The 22,164-nt window shown below is 72.4% G+C and carries 24 protein-coding genes and 2 pseudogenes; 13 read left to right on the forward strand and 13 right to left on the reverse strand.

Features of this window, described 5'->3' with window-relative positions:
• Positions 1 to 4 precede the first annotated feature (4 nt).
• Positions 5 to 1,084 (reverse strand): NADH:flavin oxidoreductase/NADH oxidase, encoded by a 1,080-nt coding sequence (locus ACZ3ZD_RS21855; RefSeq protein WP_467399791.1) that lies wholly within the window; start codon positions 1,082 to 1,084, stop codon positions 5 to 7.
• A gap of 130 nt (positions 1,085 to 1,214) precedes the next feature.
• Between ACZ3ZD_RS21855 and ACZ3ZD_RS21860 the strand changes: the two genes are divergently transcribed.
• Positions 1,215 to 1,571 carry an ArsR/SmtB family transcription factor gene (locus tag ACZ3ZD_RS21860; RefSeq protein WP_467399793.1) on the forward strand — a complete coding sequence of 119 codons (357 nt, stop codon included), beginning with the start codon at positions 1,215 to 1,217 and terminating at the stop codon, positions 1,569 to 1,571.
• Positions 1,572 to 1,737: 166 nt separating this feature from the next.
• On the opposite strand, the gene ACZ3ZD_RS21865 is transcribed toward ACZ3ZD_RS21860, so the two are convergent.
• From ACZ3ZD_RS21865 to ACZ3ZD_RS21890, 6 genes and pseudogenes are all read right to left on the reverse strand, one after another.
• A complete protein-coding gene (locus ACZ3ZD_RS21865; protein WP_467399796.1) occupies positions 1,738 to 3,072 on the reverse strand; it encodes an FAD-dependent oxidoreductase in 1,335 nt (444 codons plus the stop codon).
• 327 nt (positions 3,073 to 3,399) lie between these two features.
• On the reverse strand, positions 3,400 to 4,068 hold the full coding sequence (locus ACZ3ZD_RS21870; protein ID WP_467399799.1) for a TetR/AcrR family transcriptional regulator: 669 nt from the start codon (positions 4,066 to 4,068) through the stop codon (positions 3,400 to 3,402).
• A 182-nt stretch (positions 4,069 to 4,250) separates the two neighbouring features.
• Positions 4,251 to 4,328, reverse strand: a pseudogene (locus ACZ3ZD_RS21875) (hydrolase); the annotation flags it as partial.
• Between the two features lie 10 nt (positions 4,329 to 4,338).
• Positions 4,339 to 5,064, reverse strand: coding sequence for a phosphatase PAP2 family protein (locus ACZ3ZD_RS21880; RefSeq protein ID WP_467399801.1), 726 nt, complete (start codon positions 5,062 to 5,064; stop codon positions 4,339 to 4,341).
• Between the two features lie 45 nt (positions 5,065 to 5,109).
• Positions 5,110 to 5,371: pseudogene (locus ACZ3ZD_RS21885) on the reverse strand (M56 family peptidase); the annotation flags it as partial.
• Positions 5,372 to 5,962: a TetR/AcrR family transcriptional regulator gene (locus ACZ3ZD_RS21890; protein ID WP_467399804.1), complete on the reverse strand. Its 591-nt coding sequence runs from the start codon at positions 5,960 to 5,962 to the stop codon at positions 5,372 to 5,374.
• A 131-nt stretch (positions 5,963 to 6,093) separates the two neighbouring features.
• On the opposite strand from ACZ3ZD_RS21890, the gene ACZ3ZD_RS21895 reads away from it, so the two are divergent.
• Both ACZ3ZD_RS21895 and ACZ3ZD_RS21900 read left to right on the forward strand, forming a co-directional pair.
• Positions 6,094 to 6,939: an SDR family NAD(P)-dependent oxidoreductase gene (locus ACZ3ZD_RS21895; protein WP_467399806.1), complete on the forward strand. Its 846-nt coding sequence runs from the start codon at positions 6,094 to 6,096 to the stop codon at positions 6,937 to 6,939.
• Between the two features lie 128 nt (positions 6,940 to 7,067).
• A complete protein-coding gene (locus tag ACZ3ZD_RS21900; protein WP_467399808.1) occupies positions 7,068 to 8,051 on the forward strand; it encodes an aldo/keto reductase in 984 nt (327 codons plus the stop codon).
• Between the two features lie 35 nt (positions 8,052 to 8,086).
• Here ACZ3ZD_RS21900 and ACZ3ZD_RS21905 read toward each other — a convergent pair whose 3' ends face one another.
• Positions 8,087 to 8,638, reverse strand: coding sequence for a DUF5134 domain-containing protein (locus ACZ3ZD_RS21905; RefSeq protein ID WP_467400188.1), 552 nt, complete (start codon positions 8,636 to 8,638; stop codon positions 8,087 to 8,089).
• A gap of 164 nt (positions 8,639 to 8,802) precedes the next feature.
• Between ACZ3ZD_RS21905 and ACZ3ZD_RS21910 the strand changes: the two genes are divergently transcribed.
• Entirely contained in the window at positions 8,803 to 10,503 is a 1,701-nt protein-coding gene (locus ACZ3ZD_RS21910; protein ID WP_467399811.1) for an FUSC family protein, read from the forward strand.
• Entirely contained in the window at positions 10,500 to 11,081 is a 582-nt protein-coding gene (locus ACZ3ZD_RS21915; RefSeq protein WP_467399813.1) for a MarR family winged helix-turn-helix transcriptional regulator, read from the forward strand. Before ACZ3ZD_RS21910 ends, ACZ3ZD_RS21915 begins: the two co-directional genes overlap by 4 nt.
• A 122-nt stretch (positions 11,082 to 11,203) precedes the next feature.
• Here the strand turns inward: ACZ3ZD_RS21915 and ACZ3ZD_RS21920 are convergent, their stop codons facing one another.
• Entirely contained in the window at positions 11,204 to 11,596 is a 393-nt protein-coding gene (locus ACZ3ZD_RS21920) for a VOC family protein (RefSeq protein ID WP_467399816.1), read from the reverse strand.
• A 70-nt stretch (positions 11,597 to 11,666) separates the two neighbouring features.
• Between ACZ3ZD_RS21920 and ACZ3ZD_RS21925 the strand changes: the two genes are divergently transcribed.
• Complete coding sequence (locus ACZ3ZD_RS21925) at positions 11,667 to 12,206, forward strand: GNAT family N-acetyltransferase (RefSeq protein WP_467399817.1); 540 nt, start codon at positions 11,667 to 11,669, stop codon at positions 12,204 to 12,206.
• A gap of 80 nt (positions 12,207 to 12,286) precedes the next feature.
• On the opposite strand, the gene ACZ3ZD_RS21930 is transcribed toward ACZ3ZD_RS21925, so the two are convergent.
• Complete coding sequence (locus ACZ3ZD_RS21930) at positions 12,287 to 12,970, reverse strand: glycerophosphodiester phosphodiesterase (protein ID WP_467399820.1); 684 nt, start codon at positions 12,968 to 12,970, stop codon at positions 12,287 to 12,289.
• Positions 12,971 to 13,373: 403 nt separating this feature from the next.
• Between ACZ3ZD_RS21930 and ACZ3ZD_RS21935 the strand changes: the two genes are divergently transcribed.
• From ACZ3ZD_RS21935 to ACZ3ZD_RS21945, 3 genes are read left to right on the forward strand one after another with little or no spacing between them, the layout of a single operon-like run.
• Complete coding sequence (locus ACZ3ZD_RS21935) at positions 13,374 to 14,771, forward strand: DUF6421 family protein (protein WP_467399822.1); 1,398 nt, start codon at positions 13,374 to 13,376, stop codon at positions 14,769 to 14,771.
• Positions 14,772 to 14,809: 38 nt separating this feature from the next.
• Positions 14,810 to 15,562, forward strand: coding sequence for an SDR family NAD(P)-dependent oxidoreductase (locus tag ACZ3ZD_RS21940; protein WP_467399824.1), 753 nt, complete (start codon positions 14,810 to 14,812; stop codon positions 15,560 to 15,562).
• Positions 15,559 to 16,629, forward strand: coding sequence for a threonine aldolase family protein (locus tag ACZ3ZD_RS21945; RefSeq protein ID WP_467399827.1), 1,071 nt, complete (start codon positions 15,559 to 15,561; stop codon positions 16,627 to 16,629). The genes ACZ3ZD_RS21940 and ACZ3ZD_RS21945 overlap by 4 nt, the downstream gene beginning before the upstream one ends.
• Positions 16,630 to 16,703: 74 nt before the next feature.
• Here the strand turns inward: ACZ3ZD_RS21945 and ACZ3ZD_RS21950 are convergent, their stop codons facing one another.
• Entirely contained in the window at positions 16,704 to 17,675 is a 972-nt protein-coding gene (locus ACZ3ZD_RS21950; RefSeq protein WP_467399830.1) for an alpha/beta hydrolase, read from the reverse strand.
• Between the two features lie 426 nt (positions 17,676 to 18,101).
• Between ACZ3ZD_RS21950 and ACZ3ZD_RS21955 the strand changes: the two genes are divergently transcribed.
• Both ACZ3ZD_RS21955 and ACZ3ZD_RS21960 read left to right on the forward strand, forming a co-directional pair.
• A complete protein-coding gene (locus ACZ3ZD_RS21955; protein ID WP_467399832.1) occupies positions 18,102 to 18,632 on the forward strand; it encodes a hypothetical protein in 531 nt (176 codons plus the stop codon).
• Positions 18,629 to 19,300, forward strand: coding sequence for a hypothetical protein (locus tag ACZ3ZD_RS21960; RefSeq protein ID WP_467399835.1), 672 nt, complete (start codon positions 18,629 to 18,631; stop codon positions 19,298 to 19,300). The genes ACZ3ZD_RS21955 and ACZ3ZD_RS21960 overlap by 4 nt, the downstream gene beginning before the upstream one ends.
• Positions 19,301 to 19,392: 92 nt before the next feature.
• Here the strand turns inward: ACZ3ZD_RS21960 and ACZ3ZD_RS21965 are convergent, their stop codons facing one another.
• Positions 19,393 to 20,121 (reverse strand): lysophospholipid acyltransferase family protein, encoded by a 729-nt coding sequence (locus tag ACZ3ZD_RS21965; protein WP_467399837.1) that lies wholly within the window; start codon positions 20,119 to 20,121, stop codon positions 19,393 to 19,395.
• Between the two features lie 187 nt (positions 20,122 to 20,308).
• Complete coding sequence (locus ACZ3ZD_RS21970) at positions 20,309 to 20,740, reverse strand: DUF4395 domain-containing protein (RefSeq protein WP_467400190.1); 432 nt, start codon at positions 20,738 to 20,740, stop codon at positions 20,309 to 20,311.
• 75 nt (positions 20,741 to 20,815) lie between these two features.
• Here ACZ3ZD_RS21970 and ACZ3ZD_RS21975 point away from each other — a divergent pair, with 75 nt between their 5' ends.
• Together ACZ3ZD_RS21975 and ACZ3ZD_RS21980 are read left to right on the forward strand one after the other, a co-directional pair.
• Positions 20,816 to 21,229: a TlpA family protein disulfide reductase gene (locus ACZ3ZD_RS21975; protein WP_467399840.1), complete on the forward strand. Its 414-nt coding sequence runs from the start codon at positions 20,816 to 20,818 to the stop codon at positions 21,227 to 21,229.
• A gap of 207 nt (positions 21,230 to 21,436) precedes the next feature.
• Positions 21,437 to 21,946, forward strand: coding sequence for a flavin reductase family protein (locus ACZ3ZD_RS21980; protein WP_467399842.1), 510 nt, complete (start codon positions 21,437 to 21,439; stop codon positions 21,944 to 21,946).
• The last annotated feature ends 218 nt before the right edge of the window (positions 21,947 to 22,164 follow it).

The raw sequence follows: 22,164 nt of genomic DNA on the forward strand, positions 1-22,164 counted from the left end.
CGGCTCAGACCGAGCGGTGGTACTGGTCCGGCACCCGGACCTCCGCGTCCAGTTCGCGGGCGGCGTGGCGGGCCCACGACGGGTTGCGCAGCAGCTCCCGGCCGAGCAGCACCGCGTCGGCCTCGCCGTTCGCCAGGATCTTGTGCGCCTGCCCGACCTCGGTGATCAGGCCCACGGCGGCGACGGGCAGCGGGGACCCGGACTTCACCCGCGCGGCGAACGGCACCTGGTAGCCCGGCCCGGTGGGGATGGTGACGCCGGGGACGTTGCCGCCGGTGGAGACGTCGAGCAGGTCGACGCCGTGCGCGTGCAGGTCGTGGGCGAGGCGGACGGTCTCCTCGGGGGTCCAGCCGCCGTCCTCCAGCCAGTCGGTGGCCGAGACGCGGAAGAACACCGGCTTGTCCGCCGGCCACACGTCCCGTACGGCGTCCACGACCTCCAGCGCGAACCGGGCGCGGTTCTCGTACGAGCCGCCGTAGGCATCGGTGCGGTGGTTGGAGTGCGGGGAGAGGAACTCGTGGATCAGATAGCCGTGGGCGCCGTGGATCTCGACGGCCTCGAAGCCCGCGGCACGCGCCCGGCGGGCGGCGGCGGCGAACTCGCCGACGATCTCGCCGATCCGCTCGACGGTCAGCTCGGTGGGCACCGGGTGGCGCTCGTCGAACGCCAGCGCGCTCGGGGCGAGCGGCTGCCAGCCGTGCGCCTGCGGCCCGAGGGGCGCGCCGCCCTTCCACGGCCGGTCGGTCGACGCCTTGCGGCCGGCGTGTGCGAGCTGGATCGCCGGTACGGTGCCCTGCGCGGTGAGGAAGCGGGTGATCCGGCGGAAGGCCTCCACCTGGGTGTCGTTCCACAGCCCGAGGTCGTACGGGGAGATCCGGCCCTCGGGCGAGACCGCGGTGGCCTCCACCACGATGAGCCCGGTGCCGCCGGTGGCCCGCGCCGCGTAGTGCGTGAAGTGCCAGTCGTTCGGGGCGCCGGTGAGCGGGCCCTCCGGCTCCGCCGAGTACTGGCACATCGGGGGCATCCACACCCGGTTCGGGATGGTCACTTCGCGCAGGGTGATGGGCTCGAAGAGCGCACTCACGTCGGACTCCGTTCGTCGCGGACCACTGGTGGCTTCGTACGGTACCTCTCGTACTACGAGGAATGTCAAACTACGAAGTCCCTCGTACAATGAGGGGGCAGCAGGCATCCATGACGAGGGGGCAGCCGCCGTGACCGACACCGCCACCACCGGCCGCGCGCTGCCGCACCCGGACCGGGAGCAGATCCGGCTGGAGGGCGTGCTGCACGCGCTCTCCGATCCGATGCGACTGCAGATCGTCCGCGAACTCGCCGCGGAGGAGGCGGAGTTGTCCTGTTCGCAGTTCGACCTGCCGGTGACCAAGTCCACCACCACGCACCACTTCCGGGTGCTGCGGGAGAGCGGGGTCATCCGGCAGGTCTACCGGGGCACCGCCAAGATGAACGCCCTGCGCCGCGACGACCTGGACGCCCTCTTCCCCGGCCTGCTCGACACCCTCCTCACCGCCGCCACCCACCAGGCCACCCGAACCGGCACCTCCGCCTGAGCCGCCCGCAGGGTCCCCGCCGGGAGCGGGTGCCCACGACACCCGTGCCGCGCCGAGTCCCGCCCGAGCCGGGCCTCGGCCCGCTCGAGCGTCGGCCGGGCGTCCCAGGGCGCGGGCGCGATGCACGGCCGCCCGCACGGACCGGCCGCCGGGAACGCCCCGCGTGTTACGACACCCGTGCCGCGCCCAGCAGCGTGTCCCAGTCGGACAGCTTGACCACTCCTCGGCCCAGGCGCGCGCCCAGCGCGGCCTCGGCCCGCTCGATGGCCAGCCAGCCGTTCCAGGGGACCGGGGAGATGCCGGCCGCGCGCAGGGCCGGGACCGGGTCCTCCGGTACGTCGGCGTGGACGAGTGCGGGGGCGTCCGCGAGCAGCGTGATCGCCGTTTCCTTGGCGCAGGGCCGGTTGGTGCCGATGACCCCGGTCGGGCCGCGTTTGATCCACCCGGCGACGTACTCGCCGGGCGAGGGCACGCCGTCCCGCAGCACACGGCCCTCCCGGTGCGGGATCGTGCCGCTCGCCGGGTCGAACGGCAGCCCCTCCAACGGCACCCCGCGATAGCCCACCGAGCGCAGCACCAGTTGCGCGGGCACGTCCTCGTACCGGCCCGTGCCGGTCACGCCGCCGGACGCGTCCGGCGCCGTACGTTCGAAGCGGACGGCGCCCACCCTGCCGACCTCCTCCAGCAGTTCGACCGGGCGCAGGAAGAACCGCAGCCGGATCCGCCGGGCCGCGGTCGTGGCCGGCCGCGCCGCCCAGGCGCGCAGCACCTCCACATTGCGGCGCGGGCCGGCCGGCAGGGCGCCGGGATCGGCCGGATCGAGCGCCAGCTCGGCCGGGTCCACGGTCACCTCGGTGCCGGGCAGTGCCCCCAGCTCGCGCAGTTCCTTGGTGGTGAAGCGGGCCTGGGCGGGACCGCGCCGGCCCACCATGTGCACCTCGGTGAGCCCGCTCGCGGCCAGCGCGTCCAGCGCGGCCTGCGGGATGTCCGTGGGACGCAGCTCCGCCGCACCCCGCACCAGCATCCGGGCGACGTCCACCGCGACGTTGCCGACGCCGATGACCACCGCCGAGCGCACCCCGCGCAGGAAGCCCGCGTCGGCCGCGTCCGGGTGGGCGCTGTACCAGGACACGAACTCGGTCGCCGACCAGCTGCCCGGCAGCTCCTCGCCGGGGACCCCGAGCCGTCGGTCCGTGGCGGCGCCCACGCAGTAGACCACCGCGTGGTAGAGCTCGCGCAGCCGCCGTACCGGCAGGCCGCCGGGGCCGCCCACCCGGACACCGCCGAGGAACCGCACCCGCTCGTGCTCCAGCACCGACCGCAGGCTGCCCTGCAGGGACTTGATCTTCTCGTGGTCGGGGGCGACGCCGTACCGGACCAGGCCGTAGGGGCACGGCAGCCGGTCCAGGACGTCCACGCGGACCTCCGGGTCGAGCTGGATCAGACTCTGGGCGGTGTAACACCCACTCGGCCCGGAACCGACGACGGCGACACGCAGCACAGCGGTACTCCTCGCCCGAAGGAGAGTGTGCGGACGTTTCCAGCATGGCACCGCCGGACGCCCGGCGGCAGGGGCCGGTGGGGTGACCCGCGGGCACGTCCGCGCGTACGAGTGCGATCGTCCGCAGAGTGGCCTACGGGGCCGATGAGCGGCCTGGCGGACGCGGAAGCACGGCGGACCCCGCCCCGACGCGGCGAACCCGTCAGGAACCCCCCGGCCCCCCGCTCCGATGGCGCGAACCCGTCAGGAACCGCCGCCCGGGCCGCCGCCCTGCCCAGTCGACCCGGTCAGGACTGCCCGGCCCCCTGACCTGTCCGGGCGACCCGGTCAGGAACCCTCCGGCCGCTCCCCCGTGGCGAAGAACCGGGACAGATCCCCGCCCCCCGCCGCCGGGCCCGGCTCGCTCTCCGGGGGCACCCCCATCTCCCAGTCCAGCCCGTACCGCTGGAACAGCTCGGTCCGCAGCACGGGCACGGGCATCGGCACCCCCGGCACCAGCGCCGCGTACACCGCGCCCATCAACAGAGCCCGCAGCATGGGGTAGTCGACGGTCACGTTCTGCGCGCCGTACCGGGTCACCGTGTCGCTCAGCAGCTCCGCGAGCCGGCGCTGCTCCGGGCACTGCACGAAGCCCTCGGCGTGCAGCAGCCCCGCCATGTGCTGACGCATCAGCACGGGCCGGTCCCGGGTCAGGCCCAGGATCGCGTCGATGGCCCGGGCCAGCCGCTCCCGGCCGTCCTCGGTGCGCGGCTCCCGCTCCAGTGCCTCCTCCAGCGTGCGGTGCATCAGCCGGTGCACGGCCGACTGCACCAACTGGCGCTTGCCGGGGAAGTAGTACGACACCAGTCCGCGCGCCGAACCGGCCCGGTCCGCGATGTCGCCCAGCGTCGTGGCCTCGAACCCATGCTCACCGACGAGTTCGACGGCGGCCTGCAGCAGCCGTTCGCGGGAACGCCGCCGCAATTCTTCATTGACCGAGGCGCTGCGCGGGGACATCCTGTAACTCCTGCGTTGACTGGCTGCCAGCCAACTATACTCAACGCAGCGGGGTACCCCTGTGTCCGGGGCCCCGGAACAGCCGTTCGTCCGGGGCGACGCGGGGGAGTGTCCCGGACGGACGGCACCCGCCGCCCCTTCCCCCGGGCCGCCGCTCAACTCACCAGGTCCAGCAGGGTCAGCAGCACCGCGCGCAGCCAGGACCCGGCGCTCTCGACGCGGAACAGTGTCCCGGAGAAGTCGAACAACACGGCGGCCAGGGACGGGACTTTACCGGCGCCGGCGCTGCGGCAACCGGGTCCGCGCGTTTTGCGGCCACTCGTACACCAGCACCGCCACGGCCACCAGCAGAGCCCCGCCCAGCCAGCCGCCCAGCACGTCGGAGGGCCAGTGGACGCCCAGCCACACCCGGGTCATGCCCACGCCCACCACCGACACCAGCGCCGCCGCGACCGCCGTACACCACAGGGCGCGGCCCGCACCACGGCGGTGCAGCAGCCACAGCAGCAGGCCGCACACGACGGTCGCGGTCATCGCGTGACCGGACGGGAAGGCCGCGTAGTGGGCGGAGTCGACGGGGTCCGGCCAGACCGGTCGGGGCCGGTCGACGACGGCCTTCACCGACTGCTGCACCAGCGAGGCCACCGCGCAGGTGACCGCCAGCCACAGCGCCGTCCACCAGGCCGCGCGCCGCCAGACCAGCCACACCACCGCCGCGCCGGCCAGCAGACGCATGGTCAGCGGGTCCCACACCCAGTCCGATAGCACCCGGAAGACATGCGTCACCTCCCGCTCGTGCACCGCCCAGCGGTGGGTGACGCGGGAGACACGGCCGTCCACGGCGAGCAGCGGGTGCCAGCGCAGGGCGACGAGGGCCAGCAGCACCATGAAGCAGGCGCCGAGGGCCACGGCCACGCGGGCCGACGTGCGCAGCGCCGGCGTCGGCTCAGGGGAGGGGGAGGGAGGCGACGGGGGAGCGGTGGGGCTTCGGTGCATACAGCGATCTTTGTCGACGGGCGGCCCCTGGCCAAGCGGCTGAGGTCAGCCCAGCGCCCGCAGCCCGGGCACCAGCGCCACCAGCACCGGGACCAGCGCGGCGGCCGCCGTCAGCCGCAGCCGGTGCAGCGCCGGCAGCCGGTCCGGGGCCGTCAGCAGGCGGTGTACCCGGTGCGGCACGTGCGCCTGCGGCGCCGGACCGGGCCCGAACACGCCCCGCGCTCCCGGCGCGACGGGCTGCTGCACTGTTCGGCCGGGCCTGCGCGTGCCCCTGCTCGTGCGCCAGCGGCGCGTCGAGTCGACGGCCCTACGACGTGGCAGCCCGCCCGTCCGCTCCGTACCGGAGCCCGTCGAGGAGCAGGTCGAGGAGGCGGCCGGCCCTTTCGCGCTGGTCGGGGGCGCTGGTGATCAGCGCGACGCCGGCCAGGCTGAAGCCGACGTCGAGGGGGTCGACGTCCGGGCGCAGGAGGCCGGCGTCGGCGCCGGCGCCCAGCAGGGTGCCCAGCGCGGTGCCGAGTCTGTCCAGGGACTCGGCGAAGGGGTCCGCGCCGGACGCGACCGCGGCCCGCAGCGCGTCCGCCATGCCCTGCTTGGCGGCCACGTAGTCGATGAAGTCGTCCATCCACAGGCGCATCGCCCGGTCCGGCGCGTTCTCGGCGAGCCGCTTCTCGGCGCTGTCGCAGACACGGGCCAGCTCGTTGCGGTAGGCCGCCTCCACCAGCGCCTCGCGCGTGGGGAAGTGGCGGTAGAGCGTGGCCGAGCCGACGCCCGCCGCCTTGGCGATGGTGTCGATCGCGACGTCCGGGCCCTTCTCGGAGAAGGCGCGCACGGCCGCTTCGAGGATGCGCTCCCGGTTGCGGCGGGCGTCGGCGCGCAACGCGCTCGGCTTGGTGGTCAAGGCTGCTCCCTTCGTCGGGGACCAGTCTAGCTGGACAACCGGGGAGTTCCCCGCTTACCGTTTCGGATAACCGGGGGACTCCCCGGTTACGGGCTTCGGTCCGTCGTGCCCCCACGCAAGGAAGACCCCTCATGACCTCTCCCAAGACGGTTCTCATCACCGGTACCTCCTCCGGCATCGGCCTGGCCGCCGCCGTCGGCGCCGCCCGGGCGGGGTGGCGGACCATCGCCACCATGCGCGACACCGGCAAGGCCGAGTCCCTGCTCAAGGCCGCCACCGAGGCCGGTGTCGCGGACCGGATCCAGGTCAGGCGCCTGGACGTGACCGACCACGCGGGTGTCACCGCCTGCCTGGACGAGGTCGTCGCCGAGCACGGCCGCCTGGACGCGCTGGTCAACAACGCCGGCGCCGCCCAGGTGGGCACCATCGAGCAGAGCGGCGTCGACGACGTCCGCGCGGCCATGGAGGTCAACTTCTTCGGCGTGGTGGCGGTGACCCGGGCCGCCATGCCGCACCTGCGGGCGTCGCAGGGCCGGGTGATCAGCGTCACCAGCGTCGGCGGCGCCGTCGGTCAGCCCTTCAACGAGGCGTACTGCGCGGCCAAGTTCGCCGTCGAGGGCTTCATGCAGTCCCTCGCGCCGGTCGCCGCCACCGTCGGCGTCGACGTCACCGTGGTCGAACCGGGCGCCGTGGCGAGCGAGTTCGTCGCCAATCTCGGCCTGGACGTCCCGGCGCTGCTCGCCGCCGCCGGGCCCTACAGCCCGGCGCTGGAGACCTACCTCACCCGCACCCGGCAGGCGTTCGACAACGCCCAGACCCCGGCCGAGGCAGCCGCCCCGATCATCGACGCCCTGACCGCCGACCGCCCGCCCTTCCGCGTCCAGACCTCGCAGTGGGCCCGCGACTTCGTCGCCACCACCCTCGCCGACCTCGACGGCTCGGCCGTCCAGAACCTCACCGGCGCCTGGGTGCGCTGACCGCCCCGCGTACCGACACGCCCGCCCGCCGGCCACGTCGGACGTGCCGGCCGCACGGCCCCCCCGCCGCCGTGCCCGCCAACCCGTCACACACCGCGGGGCGACCCGCGACAGCAAGGATGATCATCATGGAACTCCGCACCCTCGGCAGCCAGGGCCTGACCGTCTCCGCCGAAGGACTCGGCTGCATGGGCATGAGTGCCTTCTACGGCAGCACCGACGAGACCGAGTCGCTCGCTACCATCGACCGCGCCCTGGAACTGGGCGTCACCCTGCTGGACACCGCCGAGGGCTACGGCCCCTTCACCAACGAGCGGCTGCTCGGCAAGGCCCTCGCCGGCCGCCGCGAGCAGGCCGTCGTCGCCACCAAGACCGGCGTCGAGTTCACCGACGACGGCACGCTCGTCGGCCACAACGGGCGCCCCGAGTACATCCGTCGTTCCCTGGACCGCTCCCTGCGCCACCTGGACACCGACCACGTCGACCTCTACTACCTGCACCGGGTCGACCCGCAGGTGCCGATCGAGGAGACCGTCGGAGCCATGAGCGAGCTGGTGGCCGCCGGCAAGGTCCGCCACATCGGCCTGTCCGAGGTCGCCCCGGCGACCATCCGCCGCGCCCACCGCGTCCACCCGATCACCGCCGTCCAGACCGAGTACTCGCTCTTCGAGCGCGGCATAGAGGACGACGGGGTCATGGCCACCCTCGACGAGCTGGGGATCGGCCTCGTCGCCTACTCGCCGCTCGGACGCGGGTTCCTCTCCGGCGCGATCACCAGCCCGGACGACTTCGCCGCCGACGACTTCCGGCGCGGCGACCCGCGCTTCCAGGGCGACAACTTCGCCCGCAACCTGGCCGTGGTCGACGAGGTCCGGCGCCTCGCCGCCGCCAAGGAGGTCTCGCCGTCGCAGCTGGCCCTGGCCTGGGTGCTGAGCCGGGGTGCGGTCGCCATCCCCGGCACCAAGCGCCGCCGCTACCTGGAGGAGAACGTCGCCGCCACCACCGTGACGATCACCGACGAGGACCTGGCCGCCATCGAGGCCGTCGCCCCGCGCGGCATCGTCTCCGGCGACCGCTACGCCCCCGAGCTGATGCGCACCCTCAACGGCTGACCCCCGTGGCGCCGAGCGGGCCGGAAGGCCACGGCTCACATCGTCAGCAGCATGGTCATCATGCCGATCCCCATCGACAGCCGGCAGGCCCGGGCCAGCTCGGGGTGGTCGCCCCAGCGGGCCGGGCCGGGACCGCCCGCCGGAGCGGCGGCGGGCACCAGCCGGGCACCGGACAGCAGCACGTACCCCGTGAAGTACAGCAGGAGCGCGCCGGTCAGCAGCGGCACCCCGCTACCGCCGTGCACATGGTGGGCGGCGGGCGGGGACGCGGCCATCGTCACCGCCATGTAGACCATCGCGGCGCTGCCCACCAGGTGGTGCAGATGGCGCGGGGCGCCGCGCGCGGACCACAGCGCGCGCACGGCGGCCGCGCCGAACACGGCCGCGTACACCGGCCACGCCCATCTCGGCGGTGTGAACGCGGCCGCCGGTACGGCCATCGCGGCCATCCCGAAACCCATCAGCGCCTCGCCGCCGGCGGCCCGGCGCTGCTCCTCGACGGCGCTGCGCATCCGCAGCAGGCAGTAGGCCCCGGTGGCCGCGCACAGCGCGACCAGCGGCCAGGCGGTCGTCACCGGTCCGTGCACGCGCACCTCCACGCTCGACGGTCGGTCGAGGGATGCGATGCCCACCGCCCGAGGCGCGCACGCGAGCGCAAGGGTGTACACGGGGAGCATGCGGGGGAGCGCGGCCGGTGGCGCCACCGCGAGGTCAATTATTTTACGAGTAAAACACATGCTAAATTGATGGGATGAGCAGTGCGACCCCCCACCGTCTTCCCCTCGCCGGAGTGCTCCGCCTGGGACGCCCCTCGGACATCTGGTTCAAGCCCGCGCTGAGCGTGGTCGTCGCGGTCGCCCCGCCCAATCTCGCCCTCCTCGCGATCGGCCGCCTCGACCTCGCCATGTACACGATGGCCGGCTCGCTGTGCGCCCTCTACGGCCACAACCGGCCCTACGCCGCCCGGGCCCGCGCCCTGGCCTGGGTGGTGCTCGGGATGGTCGGCGGCCTCGCCGTCGCCCTGCTCGCCGCGGCGCTCACCACGAACGCCGTCGTCCTCGTCACCGTCGGCGCCGTCCTCGCGGCACTCCAGAAAGCCGTGTGCGACGCCACCCGGATCGGACCGCCCGCCAACGTCGTCCTCACCTTCATCAGTTCCGCCTCGCTGTTCGTCCCCGAGACCCCCGGTCGGATCCCCGGGCACCTCGGGCTGGCCCTGGCCGCCGGCGCCTGGGCCTGGCTGGTCGGCATGGCCCCCGGGCTGCTGCGCCCGCACGGCCCCGAGCGCCGCGCCACCGCGCAGGCCCTGAACGCCGCCGCCGCGTACGCCGGCACCCGCGGCACCGCCGACGGCCACGCCCGGGCTCGCGCCGCGTGCGCCGCCGCGATCCACGCCGCCTGGCAGTCGCTGCTCGCCACCGGCACCCGCCCCGACCGCACCCGGCGCGCCCTCGAACAGCTCGTCGTCCGCGCCGAGGTCGCCCTCGCCGCCCCCGCCGACACCGACCCCCAACGGCTGCGCGCCTGGGCCCGTGACCTGCGCGGCACCGGCCGTGTCCCGCGGGTGGAGGCGCCGCGCGAGTCCGCGGAGGAACTCCTCGGCGTCGCCGTCGAACAGGCCCTGCCGCCCCGCTCCCCGTGGCACCTCCTCGCCCCCCTCGCCCCGCTCGCCGTACGCACCGCCCTCGGCTGCGCCCTCGCCGGGTACGCCGCCCTCGCCCTCGGCGTCGGCCGCCCGTACTGGGCCCTGGTCACCGCGGCCTCCCTCTACCAGGCCAACGTCAGCCTCACCTGGAAGCGGGGCGTCCAGCGGGTCGTCGGCAACCTCGTCGGCGTCCTCGTCTTCGCCGCCCTCGCCCCGCTCGCCCATCTGCACCCCGCCGCCCTGGTGCTGTGCAGCCTCGCCCTGAACTTCGGCGCCGAGGCGCTCATCGGCCGCAACTACTGGCTGGGCACCGTCTGCGTCACCCCGATGGCGCTGCTCGTCACCGAGTTCGCCCGTGCGCAGAGCCCCGCCGAGCTGATCACCGACCGGCTCGCGGACACCGTCGTCGGCGCCCTGGTCGGCTTCGTCGCCGCCGTCGCCGTCACCAACCGGCGCGCCGGCGACCGTCTGGAGCAGGCGCTGACCGCGGCCGAGCGGGCCCGCGAGAACGCCGCCCGGCTGCTGGCCGAGCCGCACCCGGCCCCGCCGGCCCTGGAGTCCGCCCGCCGTGGCCTCGCCGCCGCCCTCGCCGACCTGCGCGCCACCGCCGACGCCGCCGCCGGCGAGTGGTGGCAGCGCGCGCTGCCCGAGGAGCGGGTCGTGCTCACCGAACAGTCCGGACACCGTACGCTCGCGGCGACGGTACGGCGTCAGGGGCTCGTACCGGCGGACCGGGACGCGGACCCGGGCCGGGCTCACGACCGTGACCCGGACCCGGGCAGGACGACGGAGGACATACGGCCATGACGGCGACGAACGGCGGACCGACGCCCGCAGGCGACACGGCCGGTACCCGGCCGGGGGCCGGCACCGACCCCGCGCGCGGCGACACCGTCTCCGCCGTCGTCCGCCAGTGGCGGGCCGTCCACCCCGAGCTGGACACCGGGCCCATGGAGATCATCGGCCGGGTCAACCGCTGCGCCGCACTGCTCCAGCAGGCCGAGGACGCCCCGCTGCGCCGGGCCGGCCTGAGCCGCCCCGAGTTCGACCTGCTCGGCGCGCTGCGCCGCACCGGCCACGAGCTGACCCCGGGGGAGCTGGCCCGGGAGACCTTCTCCTCCGGCGCCGCCGTCACCAAGCGGGTCAGGCAGCTGACCGAGCGCGGCCTGGTCGAGCGGCGCGGCGACACCCGCGACCGCCGCGTCGCCCACCTCCGCCTCACCGACGCCGGCCGCGACCTGGTCGACGGCATCCTCCCGGAGCAACTCGCCTACGAGAGCGCCGTCCTGTCCGTCCTCGCCCCCGAGGGCCAGGATGAACTGTCCGGTCTGCTGGCCGAGTTGCTCGGCCGGCTGGAGGGCCGCATCGAGGCGCTGCGCGCCTGACCGGCACCGCCGGGTACGACGCCTGGGGGCCGGAGCGGCCGCGCGGGCGAACCGGCGCCCAGCCGTCCCGCGGCACCGCCGCCCGCCGGGCCGCTGAGCCGCACCCCGCCGACGGCGCCCCGTCAGATCCCCGGCCGACAGCGCATGGGGTGGTCCTCCGGTACCTCCACCAGGACGATCCGCGCGCCGTCCGGGTCGCTGAGCCACATCTCGACCAGGCCCCAGGGTTCCCGCTGCGGGGGCCGGAGGATCTCGACGCCCCTGGCCCGCAGCTCCTCGTGCGCCGCCGTCACGTCCTCGACCTGGAGCCACAGACGCACCGAGGGTGAGGGCGGGGTGTCGGAGCGGCCGGAGACCTCCAGGAATCCGCCGCCCAGGAAGTACACCGTCCCGCGGTCCGGGCCCGTACCGAACTCCCGGTACACCGCCAGGCCCAGTTGGCCGCCGTAGAAGGCCCGGGACCGCTCGGGATCGGTGGGCTGGAGAAGCGTGCGGCTGCTCAGTACATGCACCATGCACCGGAGGCTAGCGGCAGCGTTACCCTCGTCCCTGGCTCAGCCACGCCCGAGATCGGAGAACGCCGCCATGGACACGCCCGCCACCGGACTTATCTTCCGCGACGCCGACGACGGTGACGTGGACGCCCTGGTCGCCCTCATCGAGTCGGCGTACCGGGGAGACAGCAGCCGGGCCGGATGGACCACCGAGGCGGACATCCTGGAAGGACAGCGGACCGACCCGGAGGGCGTGCTGCAGGTCGTCAAGTCGCCCGACAGCCGGCTACTGGCCGTCGAGCAGGACGGCCGGGTCGTCGCCTGCTGCCAGCTGGAGCACCGCGGCGACCACGCCTACTTCGGCATGTTCGCCGTCAGCCCGTCCCTCCAGGGCGCGGGCCTCGGCAAGGCCGTCATCGCCGAGGCGGAGCGGCAGGCCCGGCAGACCTGGGGAGCCACCGAGATGCACATGACGGTGATCTCGGTCCGCGACGACCTGATCGCCTGGTACGAGCGCCGCGGCTACCGCCGTACGGGACGGATGAGCCCGTTCCCGTACGGCGACGAGCGCTTCGGCATCCCGCAGCGCGACGACCTCCAGTTCGAGCTGCTGGTCAAGAAGCTCGTCTGAACGACCGCCCGGGCCCGTACGCCAGGCCCTCCGAAGAAACGGACCTAGGCGAAAGAACGGACCTAGGCGAAAGAACGTACCTAGGCCGTGAACCGGCCCGTGCGCTTGATCTCCGGGTAGTCCGTCGTCGCCCCGTCCAGCTCCAGCGCGCGGACCAGGCGCAGGTGGTCCTGCGTGTTGACCACCCAGCCGATGATCCGCAGCCCGGACGCGCGCGCGTGCTCGACGATCTCCAGGGTGAGCCGGCGGATGTTGAGGCACACGGTCGCGGCGCCCGCGGCGACGGCGCGGTCCACCACGTCGGTGCCGTACCGGCTCGCGACCAGCGCCGTGCGCACGCCCGGCACCAGCCGCGCGATCTCGGCGACCGCCTCGTCGTGGAACGAGGACACCTCCACCCGCGCGGTCAGATCCCGGGCGCGCAGCACCTCGGCCAGCGCACGCGCCGCCGCCACGTCCTTGATCTCGGCCTGCAACGGCGCGTGCACCGCCTCCAGGACCTCCTCGAACACCGGCACCCGCTCCCCGCGGCCCGCGTCCAGGGCGCGCAGTTCGGCGAGGGTCATCTCGGCGATCGGCCCGGACCCGTCGGTCGTACGGTCCACCTCGGCGTCGTGCATGACGACCAGGGCGCCGTCCTTGCTCAGGTGCAGATCGAGTTCGATCAGGTCCAGGCCGGCCCGCTGCGCGGCGACGAAGGAACGGAGGGTGTTCTCGGGCTCGACGCCCATGACACCGCGGTGACCGATGGTAAGGAAGTTCAAGGTTCAACTCGCTTCCGTCGACGGCGGCTCGGCGGCGCGCGGACCGACGGACCCGTCCGGACGTCGTCGTCCACGCGGCAGGCTCGCAGCCTAACGGCCGGGCCGCGCGTTGAACCCGCGGCTGCGCCGGGCATTCGGGAGCGGCGGCGGGCCCCACTGGCCGGTATCCACCTGGGATGTCACCCTCCCGTGGGCGCGTCTCCGCGCGCCTTGACCTACCGGATCACGGCTCCGCCGACGTCTCCCCATGGCTGACGAAAGTGAGCGTCGTCACGGTTTGCCACAGGAAAAACATCCGTGACCAAGGGAAGTGACAGAAAAATTTCCCGCCCTCGGTCTTGCTGGGAGAAACCGGGTATGCATACGGTGTCCATACGCGAGGTTCTCCTGTGGAGGATGGGACATGACGGAAATTCTTGTGCAGTCGGGTACGGAGGATCGGGTTCCTCCGCTGACCAGGGTGGTGGAGCACCCGGCCTGGCCCGTGCTCAAGGATGCCGTGGAGCAGATCCGGCCATGGCAGTCGAAGGACGGATCGATCGACTTCGACGCCGAGGGCGCCCCGCGGCGCGCCGACGCCCTCGCGGCCGTGGAGCGTGTCGCGGACGCGGTCGAGCAGCTCTCCCCGCTCCTCCCGCACGACGCCGCCTACCACCGGGCGATGGTGAAGGACCTCCGGCGGTGGGCCGAGGGCGGATTCGAGGTGCCGGACTTCCTGGACTCCCTGCTGGCCTTCCAGCCAGCCGCGAACCGCGCGGACGGCCTGCAGCACCTGGTCGTCTTCCCGATGTACACGCAGAACGGCAACCCGGACCGCAACCTGGAGGCCGTCGTCCTGCGCATGGTCTGGCCGGACTGGCTGGCCGAGCTGGAGCGCACCCGCTACGACAACCCGCTCTTCTGCGGCATCACCTTCGAGGACTTCACCTCGGGCTACGACACCAACTCCGCCGTGCTCTTCCCGGAGACCATCGCCGTCCGCGAGGCGCCGGAACGTTTCTCCTGGGGCGGCATCTTCTGCGACCGCGAGGCCGCCCGCTTCCGCCGGGTGACCGAGGCCGCCGTCGACGTCCTGGGCCTGCGGCTGCCCGAGGACATCGCCGCGATGGTCCACGACCAGAAGCGCTGCGAGGAGGCCTTCGTGCTGTGGGACATGGTCCACGACCGCACCCACAGCCACGGCGACCTGCCGTTCGACCCGTTCATGATCAAGCAGCGCCAGCCGTTCTGGATGTACGGCCTGGAGGAGCTGCGGTGCGACCTCACCGCCTTCAAGGAGGCCGTGAAGCTCCAGGCGGACGGCGTCCCGCAGGCCCGTGACGTGCAGTACGCGGTGCTCTTCGACCGGATGTTCCGCTTCCCCGTCTCCGGCGACCGCAACCGCAACTACGACGGCCTCGGCGGCCAGCTGCTCTTCGCCTACCTGCACAAGCACGACGTCGTCCGCTGGACCGACAACAAGCTCTCCATCGACTGGGAGCGCGCCCCGCACGTCACCAACCAGCTGTGCGCCGAGATCGAGAAGCTGTACAAGGACGGCATCGACCGCCCGAAGCTGGTGCACTGGTTCGCCGGCTACGAGCTGGTCTCCACCTACCTCGCCCCGCACCCCGGCTCCCGGTGGGCCAAGGGCCCGGACGCCCTCGACCTGACCCAGCCCCCGCGCAAGCTCGTGGACGACGTGCTTCCGGACGAGTTTCCGCTGAGCATGTTCTATGAGGCCCTGTCCAAGAAGCTGAAGCATGTGATCGCCTCCACCAAGGGCATCACGGCGGACGGCGCCGAGCGGGTCGCCGCGTGAGCGACCGCGTCCAGAACACTGCGTCAGAGGGGAAGACCATGGGGAACGGGGCGAACGGACCGCTGAGCGGTGCGGTGATCGCGGTGGCCGGCGCGGGCGGACCTGCCGGGCGCGCGGCCCTGATGCGCCTGGCCGGGGCCGGGGCGACCGTCGTGGGCGCGGACAACGACCCGCAGCGGCTGTCGGAGGCCGTGGACGCGGCCCGGTACGCCTCCGGTGGCGCCTCCGTCACCGGGGACACCGTGGACCTGCTGGACCTGCAGTCCACCCGGGACTGGGCCGCGCACATCGAGAAGGACTTCGGGCGGGTCGACGGCCTGGTCCACCTGGTCGGCGGCTGGCGAGGCAGCGAGACCTTCACCAAGACCAGCCTCGACGACTGGGACTTCCTGGAGCTGCTGCTGGTCAAGACCGTGCAGCACACCTCCCTCGCCTTCCACGAGGCGCTGCAGCGCAGCGAGCGCGGCCGGTACGTCCTGATCAGCGCGTCCGGTGCGAGCAAGCCGACCGCGGGCAACGCGGCGTACGCCGCGGCGAAGGCGGCTGCCGAGGCGTGGACGCTGGCCATGGCCGACTACTTCCGCAAGGCCGGCGGTGAGTCCCTCACGTCCGCGGCTACGATCCTGGTGGTGAAGGCACTGGTGCACGACGCCATGCGCGCCGAACGCCCCAACGCGAAGTTCGCGGGCTTCACGGACGTCGAGGACCTGGCCGAGGCCATCGAGGGCGTCTGGAGCAAGCCCGCCGCAGAAGTGAACGGAAACCGTCTGTGGCTGACCGAGAAGCCGTGAACCCTCCCAAGACCGACGCGCGTCGTCACCACGACCCCCAGGTCCGCGGTTTCGCCAGTGACAACTACGCCGGGGCGCATCCCGAGGTGATGGCCGCCCTGGCCCTGGCCAACGGCGGCCATCAGGTGGCCTACGGCGGGGACGACTACACGGAGAACCTCCAGGGGATCATCCGCAGCCACTTCGGGGCCACCGCGGAGGCCTTCCCGGTCTTCAACGGCACCGGCGCGAACGTCGTCGCGCTCCAGGCGGTCACCGACCGCTGGGGCGCGGTGATCTGCGCCGAGAGCGCGCACATCCACGTGGACGAGGGCGGCGCGCCGGAGCGCATGGGCGGGCTGAAGCTGCTGACCGTGCCCACGCCCGACGGCAAGCTCACGCCCGAGCTGATCGACCGGCAGGCCTGGGGCTGGGAGGACGAGCACCGCGCGATGCCGCAGGTCGTGTCGATCGCCCAGAGCACCGAGCTGGGCACCCTCTACACGCCCGAGGAGATCCGCGCGATCTGCGAGCACGCCCACGCGCACGGCATGCGGGTGCACCTGGACGGCTCCCGGATAGCCAACGCCGCGGCCTCCCTGGACGTGCCCATGCGGACGTTCACCAACGCGGTCGGCGTCGACATCCTCTCCCTGGGCGGGACGAAGAACGGCGCGCTGTTCGGCGAGGCCGTCGTCGTCATCAACCAGGACGCGGTGCAGAAGATGAAGCACCTCCGCAAGATGTCGATGCAGCTGGCCTCCAAGATGCGCTTCGTCTCGGTGCAGCTGGAGGCCCTCCTCGCCAAGGACCTGTGGCTGCGCAACGCCCGTCACGCCAACGAGATGGCCCAGCGGCTCGCCGAGGGCGTCCGCGCGGTGCACGGCGTGGAGATCCTCTACCCCGTGCAGGCGAACGGCGTGTTCGCCAAGCTCCCGCACGACGTCAGCGAGCGGCTGCAGAAGCGGTTCCGCTTCTACTTCTGGGACGAGGCCGCCGGTGTGGTGCGCTGGATGTGCTCCTTCGACACCACCGAGGACGACGTCGACACGTTCGTGGCAGCGCTCAAGGAGGAGATGGCCCGCTAGGGATGCCGAGTGGGAGTCATCCGGCCGTTGCTGCCCGTGGCATCGCGTGGCGTAAGCGGCTGGATGACCGCGCTTCAGGGGTGCAGTGCTCGTCGCAGTGCCTCGATGGCGAGTGTGCGCGCGACCGTGGTGGCCTTGGAGTCGCGGAGGCTGTCGAGCATCAGGAAGTCGTGGACCATTCCCAGCACCCGGACCGCGGTGACGTCCACTCCTGCCTCGCGGAGCTTGGCCGCGTAGGCCTCGCCTTCGTCACGCAGGACGTCGGCCTCGTCGGTGATGACCAGTGTGGTGGGAAGGCCACGGAGTTGCTCGATGTCGGCCCGCAGCGGCGAGGCGTAGATTTCGGTGCGCTGCTCGGGGTCCGAGGTGTAGGCGTCCCAGAACCACTTCATCCCGTCGCGAGTGAGGTAGTAGCCGTCGGCGAACTCCTGGTAGGATGGAGTGTCGAAGTTCGCGTCGGTGACGGGGTACAGCAGCACCTGGGCAGCCAGTTGCACATCTCCGCGTTCCTTGGCCATCAGCGCGAAGACCGTCGACATGTTGCCGCCCACCGAATCGCCGCAGACCGCTATCCGTGAGGCGTCGAGGTTCTGTTCCCCGCCGTTCTGGCGGATCCACCTCCCGACCGCGTAGTTCTGCTCGATCTGGGTCGGGTACTTCGCCTCGGGGGCCCTGTCGTAGACGGGGAAGACCACCGCGGCGTCTGCTCCGACCGCCAGTTCGCGGATCAGCCGGTCGTGCGTCTTCTCGTCGCCGAACACCCATCCGGCGCCGTGGATGTACAGGACCACCGGGAGGGTTTTCATCGTTCCCCGGGGGCGGATGACACGCGTGCGGACGTTGCCGTACTGCCCGGCGTCGATGGTCACCCAGTCCTCGTCCACCGCCGGCTTGGCCACCCCCTTGCCTTCCTGGAGACCATCGAGGATCTCGCGGCCGTTCTCCGGCGGGACCTCGTAGATGCGCGGATGTGGCGACGTGGCCTCCGTCAGCTCCCGGGCAGAGGGTTCCAGGACGGGGCTTGCGACGGATCGAGAAGCGGGCATGGTGCGCCTCCTGCCTGGGATGGAGCGGAACACGGGGCGGCCCACCCACCTCCCATCGTCTCTCGGCAGCGCATGGGTGCAACCGCGGGACAGGGCGTGAAACCCGTGTCACGTCGGGTCGTCGAGGTTGCACCCAAGGACGTCGCCCGGCGGGACCATGCGACACATCGGCCTCAAGGAGGAAGACACCTCTCCTCCTTGAGGCCGATGCCGCGACTCATGCCGCGTGTGAGGCTTGGTCCCGATCACAGGCGGCATCGCGGTGCAGCCGGTCAACGGGGGATCCACAAGGGGGACAGCAGTTTTTACGGGACGCGTCGACTTTCCGCGTCCCTGTAGTACCTTTTGCGTTCTTTCCCGCGACGTGCTCGGCCATGCCGCCTGCTCAGTTCACGGGGAGAACAGTTGAATCGAAGAATCGCACGAGTGTCACTCGGCCTGACGTCGAGTGCCGCGCTGGCCCTCGCCGGCACCCTGGCCGTCTCCGCCCCCGCCCAGGCGACGTACTACAGCGGCGGCATGCCCAAGCGGTCGTTCAGCGTCAAGACCGTCGGCGTCAACGGCGAGTGGGTCAAGTACTTCGACACCGCTCGCGGCAACTGGAACAGCGCCGGTGTCGGGGCGAGCATCAAGCGCAGTTCCAGCGCCAAGCCCAGCTTCACGGCCGGCAACTACAGCCAGAGCTGGTACGGCCTGTACGCGCCGTCCGGATCCCGGGCGCACCGCTCCTTCCAGATCAAGGTCAACGCCACGACCCTGTGGCGGGACACGAAGAACATGGCCAAGTACGACAAGTGGGTGCGCAGCACCAGCACCCATGAACTGGGGCACGGGCTCAGCCTCGCCGACAACCCGAACACGAGCAAGGTCTCGCTGATGAAGCACAGCCGCGACCGCTCCAAGGTGCAGAAGCCGCAGCCCTATGACAAGTCCGAGGTGAAGAGGATCTACCGATGAACGCCGGACGGAACATCGTCGTCGCCGCTACGGCCGTCCTCGCCGCGTTCGCCGCCGTCGGCTGCTCCGCGGAGAACACCTCCAACGGGGCCCGCTCCGCGCCGACTTCGGACACCGTGACCTACCACGCGGACTATCCGGCGTACTCCTCGCTGGACGACGTCATCAGGAAGTCCGACGCCGTCGTGGAGGGCACCGTCCTCGGCACCCGGGTGCAGAAGGTGCTGCCGGACGCGCCCGCCGGTGACAACCCCGCCACCAACCCGCAGGCCGGTCTGTCGCCCGCCGAGGCCAAGGCGGCCAGGAAGGCGGCCGAGGAGAACCCGGTCATCGTCACCGTCTCCAGGGTGAGGGTCACCCGGGCCCTCGCCGGCAAGGTGGTCGCCGGCGACACCATCGAGGTCAGCCAGCTCGGCGGCACCTACGGCGGGGTGGCGTACCAGGACCAGGACACCACCCTGCTCGCCAAGGGCGGTCAGCGGTACGTGCTGATGCTCGCCGCGCACGGCAAGAGCCCGTACGACCTGCTCAACCCCCAGCAGGCGCTCTACAGCGTCCAGGCGGACGGCACCGTCAAGGCCGTGTCCGCCGGCGGCTTCGCCCACGCGGGCAAGGTCGGCCAACTGGCCGCAAAGGCCCACCGGATCGCCGGGAACGGCACCCGGTAAGGACACCGCACGCACCACACAGCCGGTGCGTCACGGACCACCCGTGGCGCACCGGCGCGGTGTCACACCGTTGCGGACCCCGTCGTGAGGGGTCAGTGCGCTTCCGCCGTGCGCAGCTGCTCCGCCGTCGGTGCCGAGCCGCCCAGGTGCGCGGGCAGCCACCAGGAGTCCTCGGGGCCCTTGGGGCGGCCCGGGTAGGCGCGCTGGGCCGCCTCCAGGAGTTCCTGGACGCGCTCGCGCAGCCGGCGGGTGATGGCGCCGGCGTACTGGTCGCGGGGCGCCTCGACCGCCTCGCCGACGCGGATGGTGACGGGCAGGTGGCTGCGCTTGAAGTTGCGCGGCTGCCCCTTCGTCCACAGTCGCTGCGTGCCCCACACCGCCATCGGGACCAGCGGCACCCCCGCCTCCTGGGCCAGGCGGGCCGCGCCCGACTTGAAGCTCTTCAGCGTGAAGGACTGCGAGATCGTGGCCTCGGGGAACACCCCGATGATCTCACCGGAGCGCAGCGAGTCCAGCGCGTGCGCGTACGCCGTCTCGCCCTGCCCGCGGTCCACCGGGATGTGCTTCATCCCGCGCATCAGCGGACCGGAGATCCTGTGCCGGAACACCGACTCCTTCGCCATGAACCGCACCAGGCGGTTCTGCGGCAGGGCGGCCAGGCCGTTGAAGATGAAGTCCAGGTAGCTGATGTGGTTGCTCACCAGGACGGCGCCGCCCGAGCGCGGGATGTTCTCCGACCCCTGGCAGTCGATGTTCAGGTCCCAGACCTTGAACAGCGTCTTCGCGAAACCGATGACGGGACGGTAGACCAGCTCTGCCATGGGCGGGGTGGACCCTTTCTGCTCTGCTCGGGAAAGGGGCTCCCGGCGGGTAAGTTACGCGGCCGTAGGTTTACGGCGTCTCGCAGATCGTGCCCGAAGAACGGACGGGGAGCCAGTCCTGGTTCCCCGCGGCGGCGAGATCCTCGTCACGTCGGCCTACATCCCGCATTGCCCCTTCGGGTCCCCTTTACTCTCCCCTTTGCGCCACCCGTGTCGCCGTCGCGCGCTTCAGCAGCAGGAACGCCTCGCAGCCCAGGCAGTACCCGAACACGGCGTTCAGGAAGGCGGCGGCGAGCGCGGCCCCGGTCGCCGCGAACCCCAGCCACCGCGGCCCCACGGTGAACCCGGTCAGACCGAGGCCCGCGAACAGCAGCCCGACCGCCTGCGCGAACCGCGGCGGCTCCGGCGGCTCGAACCGCGTCGGCGGTCCGAGCCGCGGCCGTACCGCCGTACGGAACGCCCAGCCGTACGGCGAGCGGCGCACGCCCCCGGCCGCGCCGAGCGCGAAGACCAGCGTCTGCCAGCCCAGCACCCAGGCGTTCTCCGTGCCCAGTGCCACCACCAGCACCACCGTGGTGACGGCCGCCGCGAACCGCGGCCCTCGCGCGTCGATGTCCATGAAGCCAGCATTCCGCATGGGGAACTCCCCGCGGAGCCGGGAATCTTTGCAGTCTCGTGAACGCTTGTGCTGAAGATGACCGGACTGGTGGTGTGCCTGGCGGTGCTCGCGGCGGCGAGCGCCTACGGAGTGCTGCACAAGCGGCGGAACGGGAGAGTACGGGTGCGCGGGCGCGACGACGGCAAGCGGCTCGAAGCGGCCGAACTCGGCGGCGAACTGGGGGAGCGGGCCACGCTGGTGCAGTTCTCCAGCGCCTTCTGCGCGCCCTGCCGGGCGACCCGGCGCATCCTCGGCGAGGTCGCCGGGATGGTCCCGGGCGTGACCCACGTCGAGATCGACGCGGAGGCCCGCCTGGACCTCGTACGCGAACTGGCGATCCTCAAGACGCCCACCGTGCTGGTCCTGGACGCCGACGGCCGCGTGGTGCGGCGCGCCACCGGACAGCCGCGGAAGGCTGACGTCATCGCCGCTCTGGGGGAGGCCGTGTGAGCGGGTGTCAGGACACGGTGGGGAGCCTTGCGGATCCCGGGACCTGCTTGACTGCGCCCACCACCTCTCGTCAGTCTGACCGTATGCCGATCGAACTCCTTCTCCACGGGCGGGTCCATGTCGACCTCGCCCGCACCGCGAGCGCGCGCTGTCCGGGTCGCTGAGCAACCACGGACCCGTTTCCCCTCCTCGCAGAAGGACACGCGCATGACGGCCACGCCCGACCTCGGCACGCCCCAGCTCGCCTCCCCCGATCTCCTGCGCTCCACCTTCCGCCGGCACGCCGCCGGTGTGGCGGTGATCACCGCGCGTGGCGCCTCCGGCCCGGTCGGCTTCACCGCCACCTCCCTGGCCTCCGTCTCCGCCGAGCCGCCGCTGGTCTCCTTCGGCGTCGGCACGGGCGCCTCCAGCTGGCCCGCGATAGCCGAGGCCGACCACGTGGGCGTGCACATACTCGGCGAGCACCAGAGCGAGCTGGCCGCCACCTTCGCCCGCAGCGGCGCCGACCGCTTCGGCGCGCCCACCGCCTGGCGGGAGGGCCCGGAGGGCGTACCGGTGCTGGACGACGTGCTGGCCTGGCTGGTCTGCCGGATCGTCGGACGGGTGCCGGCCGGCGACCACCGGATCGTGCTCGCCGAGGTGGTTCTCGGCGACCCCTCGGGCACCGGCCGGCCGCTCCTCTACCACCAGGGCCGCTTCAACGGCCTGCGGGATTGATCACGTCCCGGATCGCGCCGCCCCCTCCTGCGGGGCCGTCGGATTCCGGTTACGCTGCGTTGCGAAGGTCACAGTTCAAAGCGCTTGCTTAGCGGGCAGGAACTGGGTGTACTGACGAGTAATATCTCGTTCGGAGCGCGCGGACGCCCCGACCGGGATCGGCCGCTTCAGGCGCCTATGCTGCCTGCAAGAGGCAGCCCGAAATGACGATGCAGTAG

This window comes from Streptomyces sp. NPDC023481 (assembly GCF_055560195.1).

Coding starts and splice junctions, on each gene's coding strand:
- ACZ3ZD_RS21870 (WP_467399799.1), bottom strand. CDS start 4,068: ATGTCCCCGCGCAGCGCCTCGGTCAATGAAGAATTGCGGCGGCGTTCC.
- ACZ3ZD_RS21880 (WP_467399801.1), bottom strand. CDS start 5,064: ATGCACCGAAGCCCCACCGCTCCCCCGTCGCCTCCCTCCCCCTCCCCT.
- ACZ3ZD_RS21895 (WP_467399806.1), top strand. CDS start 6,094: ATGACCTCTCCCAAGACGGTTCTCATCACCGGTACCTCCTCCGGCATC.
- ACZ3ZD_RS21900 (WP_467399808.1), top strand. CDS start 7,068: ATGGAACTCCGCACCCTCGGCAGCCAGGGCCTGACCGTCTCCGCCGAA.
- ACZ3ZD_RS21910 (WP_467399811.1), top strand. CDS start 8,803: ATGAGCAGTGCGACCCCCCACCGTCTTCCCCTCGCCGGAGTGCTCCGC.
- ACZ3ZD_RS21915 (WP_467399813.1), top strand. CDS start 10,500: ATGACGGCGACGAACGGCGGACCGACGCCCGCAGGCGACACGGCCGGT.
- ACZ3ZD_RS21920 (WP_467399816.1), bottom strand. CDS start 11,596: ATGGTGCATGTACTGAGCAGCCGCACGCTTCTCCAGCCCACCGATCCC.
- ACZ3ZD_RS21925 (WP_467399817.1), top strand. CDS start 11,667: ATGGACACGCCCGCCACCGGACTTATCTTCCGCGACGCCGACGACGGT.
- ACZ3ZD_RS21935 (WP_467399822.1), top strand. CDS start 13,374: ATGACGGAAATTCTTGTGCAGTCGGGTACGGAGGATCGGGTTCCTCCG.
- ACZ3ZD_RS21940 (WP_467399824.1), top strand. CDS start 14,810: ATGGGGAACGGGGCGAACGGACCGCTGAGCGGTGCGGTGATCGCGGTG.
- ACZ3ZD_RS21950 (WP_467399830.1), bottom strand. CDS start 17,675: ATGCCCGCTTCTCGATCCGTCGCAAGCCCCGTCCTGGAACCCTCTGCC.
- ACZ3ZD_RS21960 (WP_467399835.1), top strand. CDS start 18,629: ATGAACGCCGGACGGAACATCGTCGTCGCCGCTACGGCCGTCCTCGCC.
- ACZ3ZD_RS21965 (WP_467399837.1), bottom strand. CDS start 20,121: ATGGCAGAGCTGGTCTACCGTCCCGTCATCGGTTTCGCGAAGACGCTG.
- ACZ3ZD_RS21970 (WP_467400190.1), bottom strand. CDS start 20,740: ATGGACATCGACGCGCGAGGGCCGCGGTTCGCGGCGGCCGTCACCACG.
- ACZ3ZD_RS21975 (WP_467399840.1), top strand. CDS start 20,816: ATGACCGGACTGGTGGTGTGCCTGGCGGTGCTCGCGGCGGCGAGCGCC.
- ACZ3ZD_RS21980 (WP_467399842.1), top strand. CDS start 21,437: ATGACGGCCACGCCCGACCTCGGCACGCCCCAGCTCGCCTCCCCCGAT.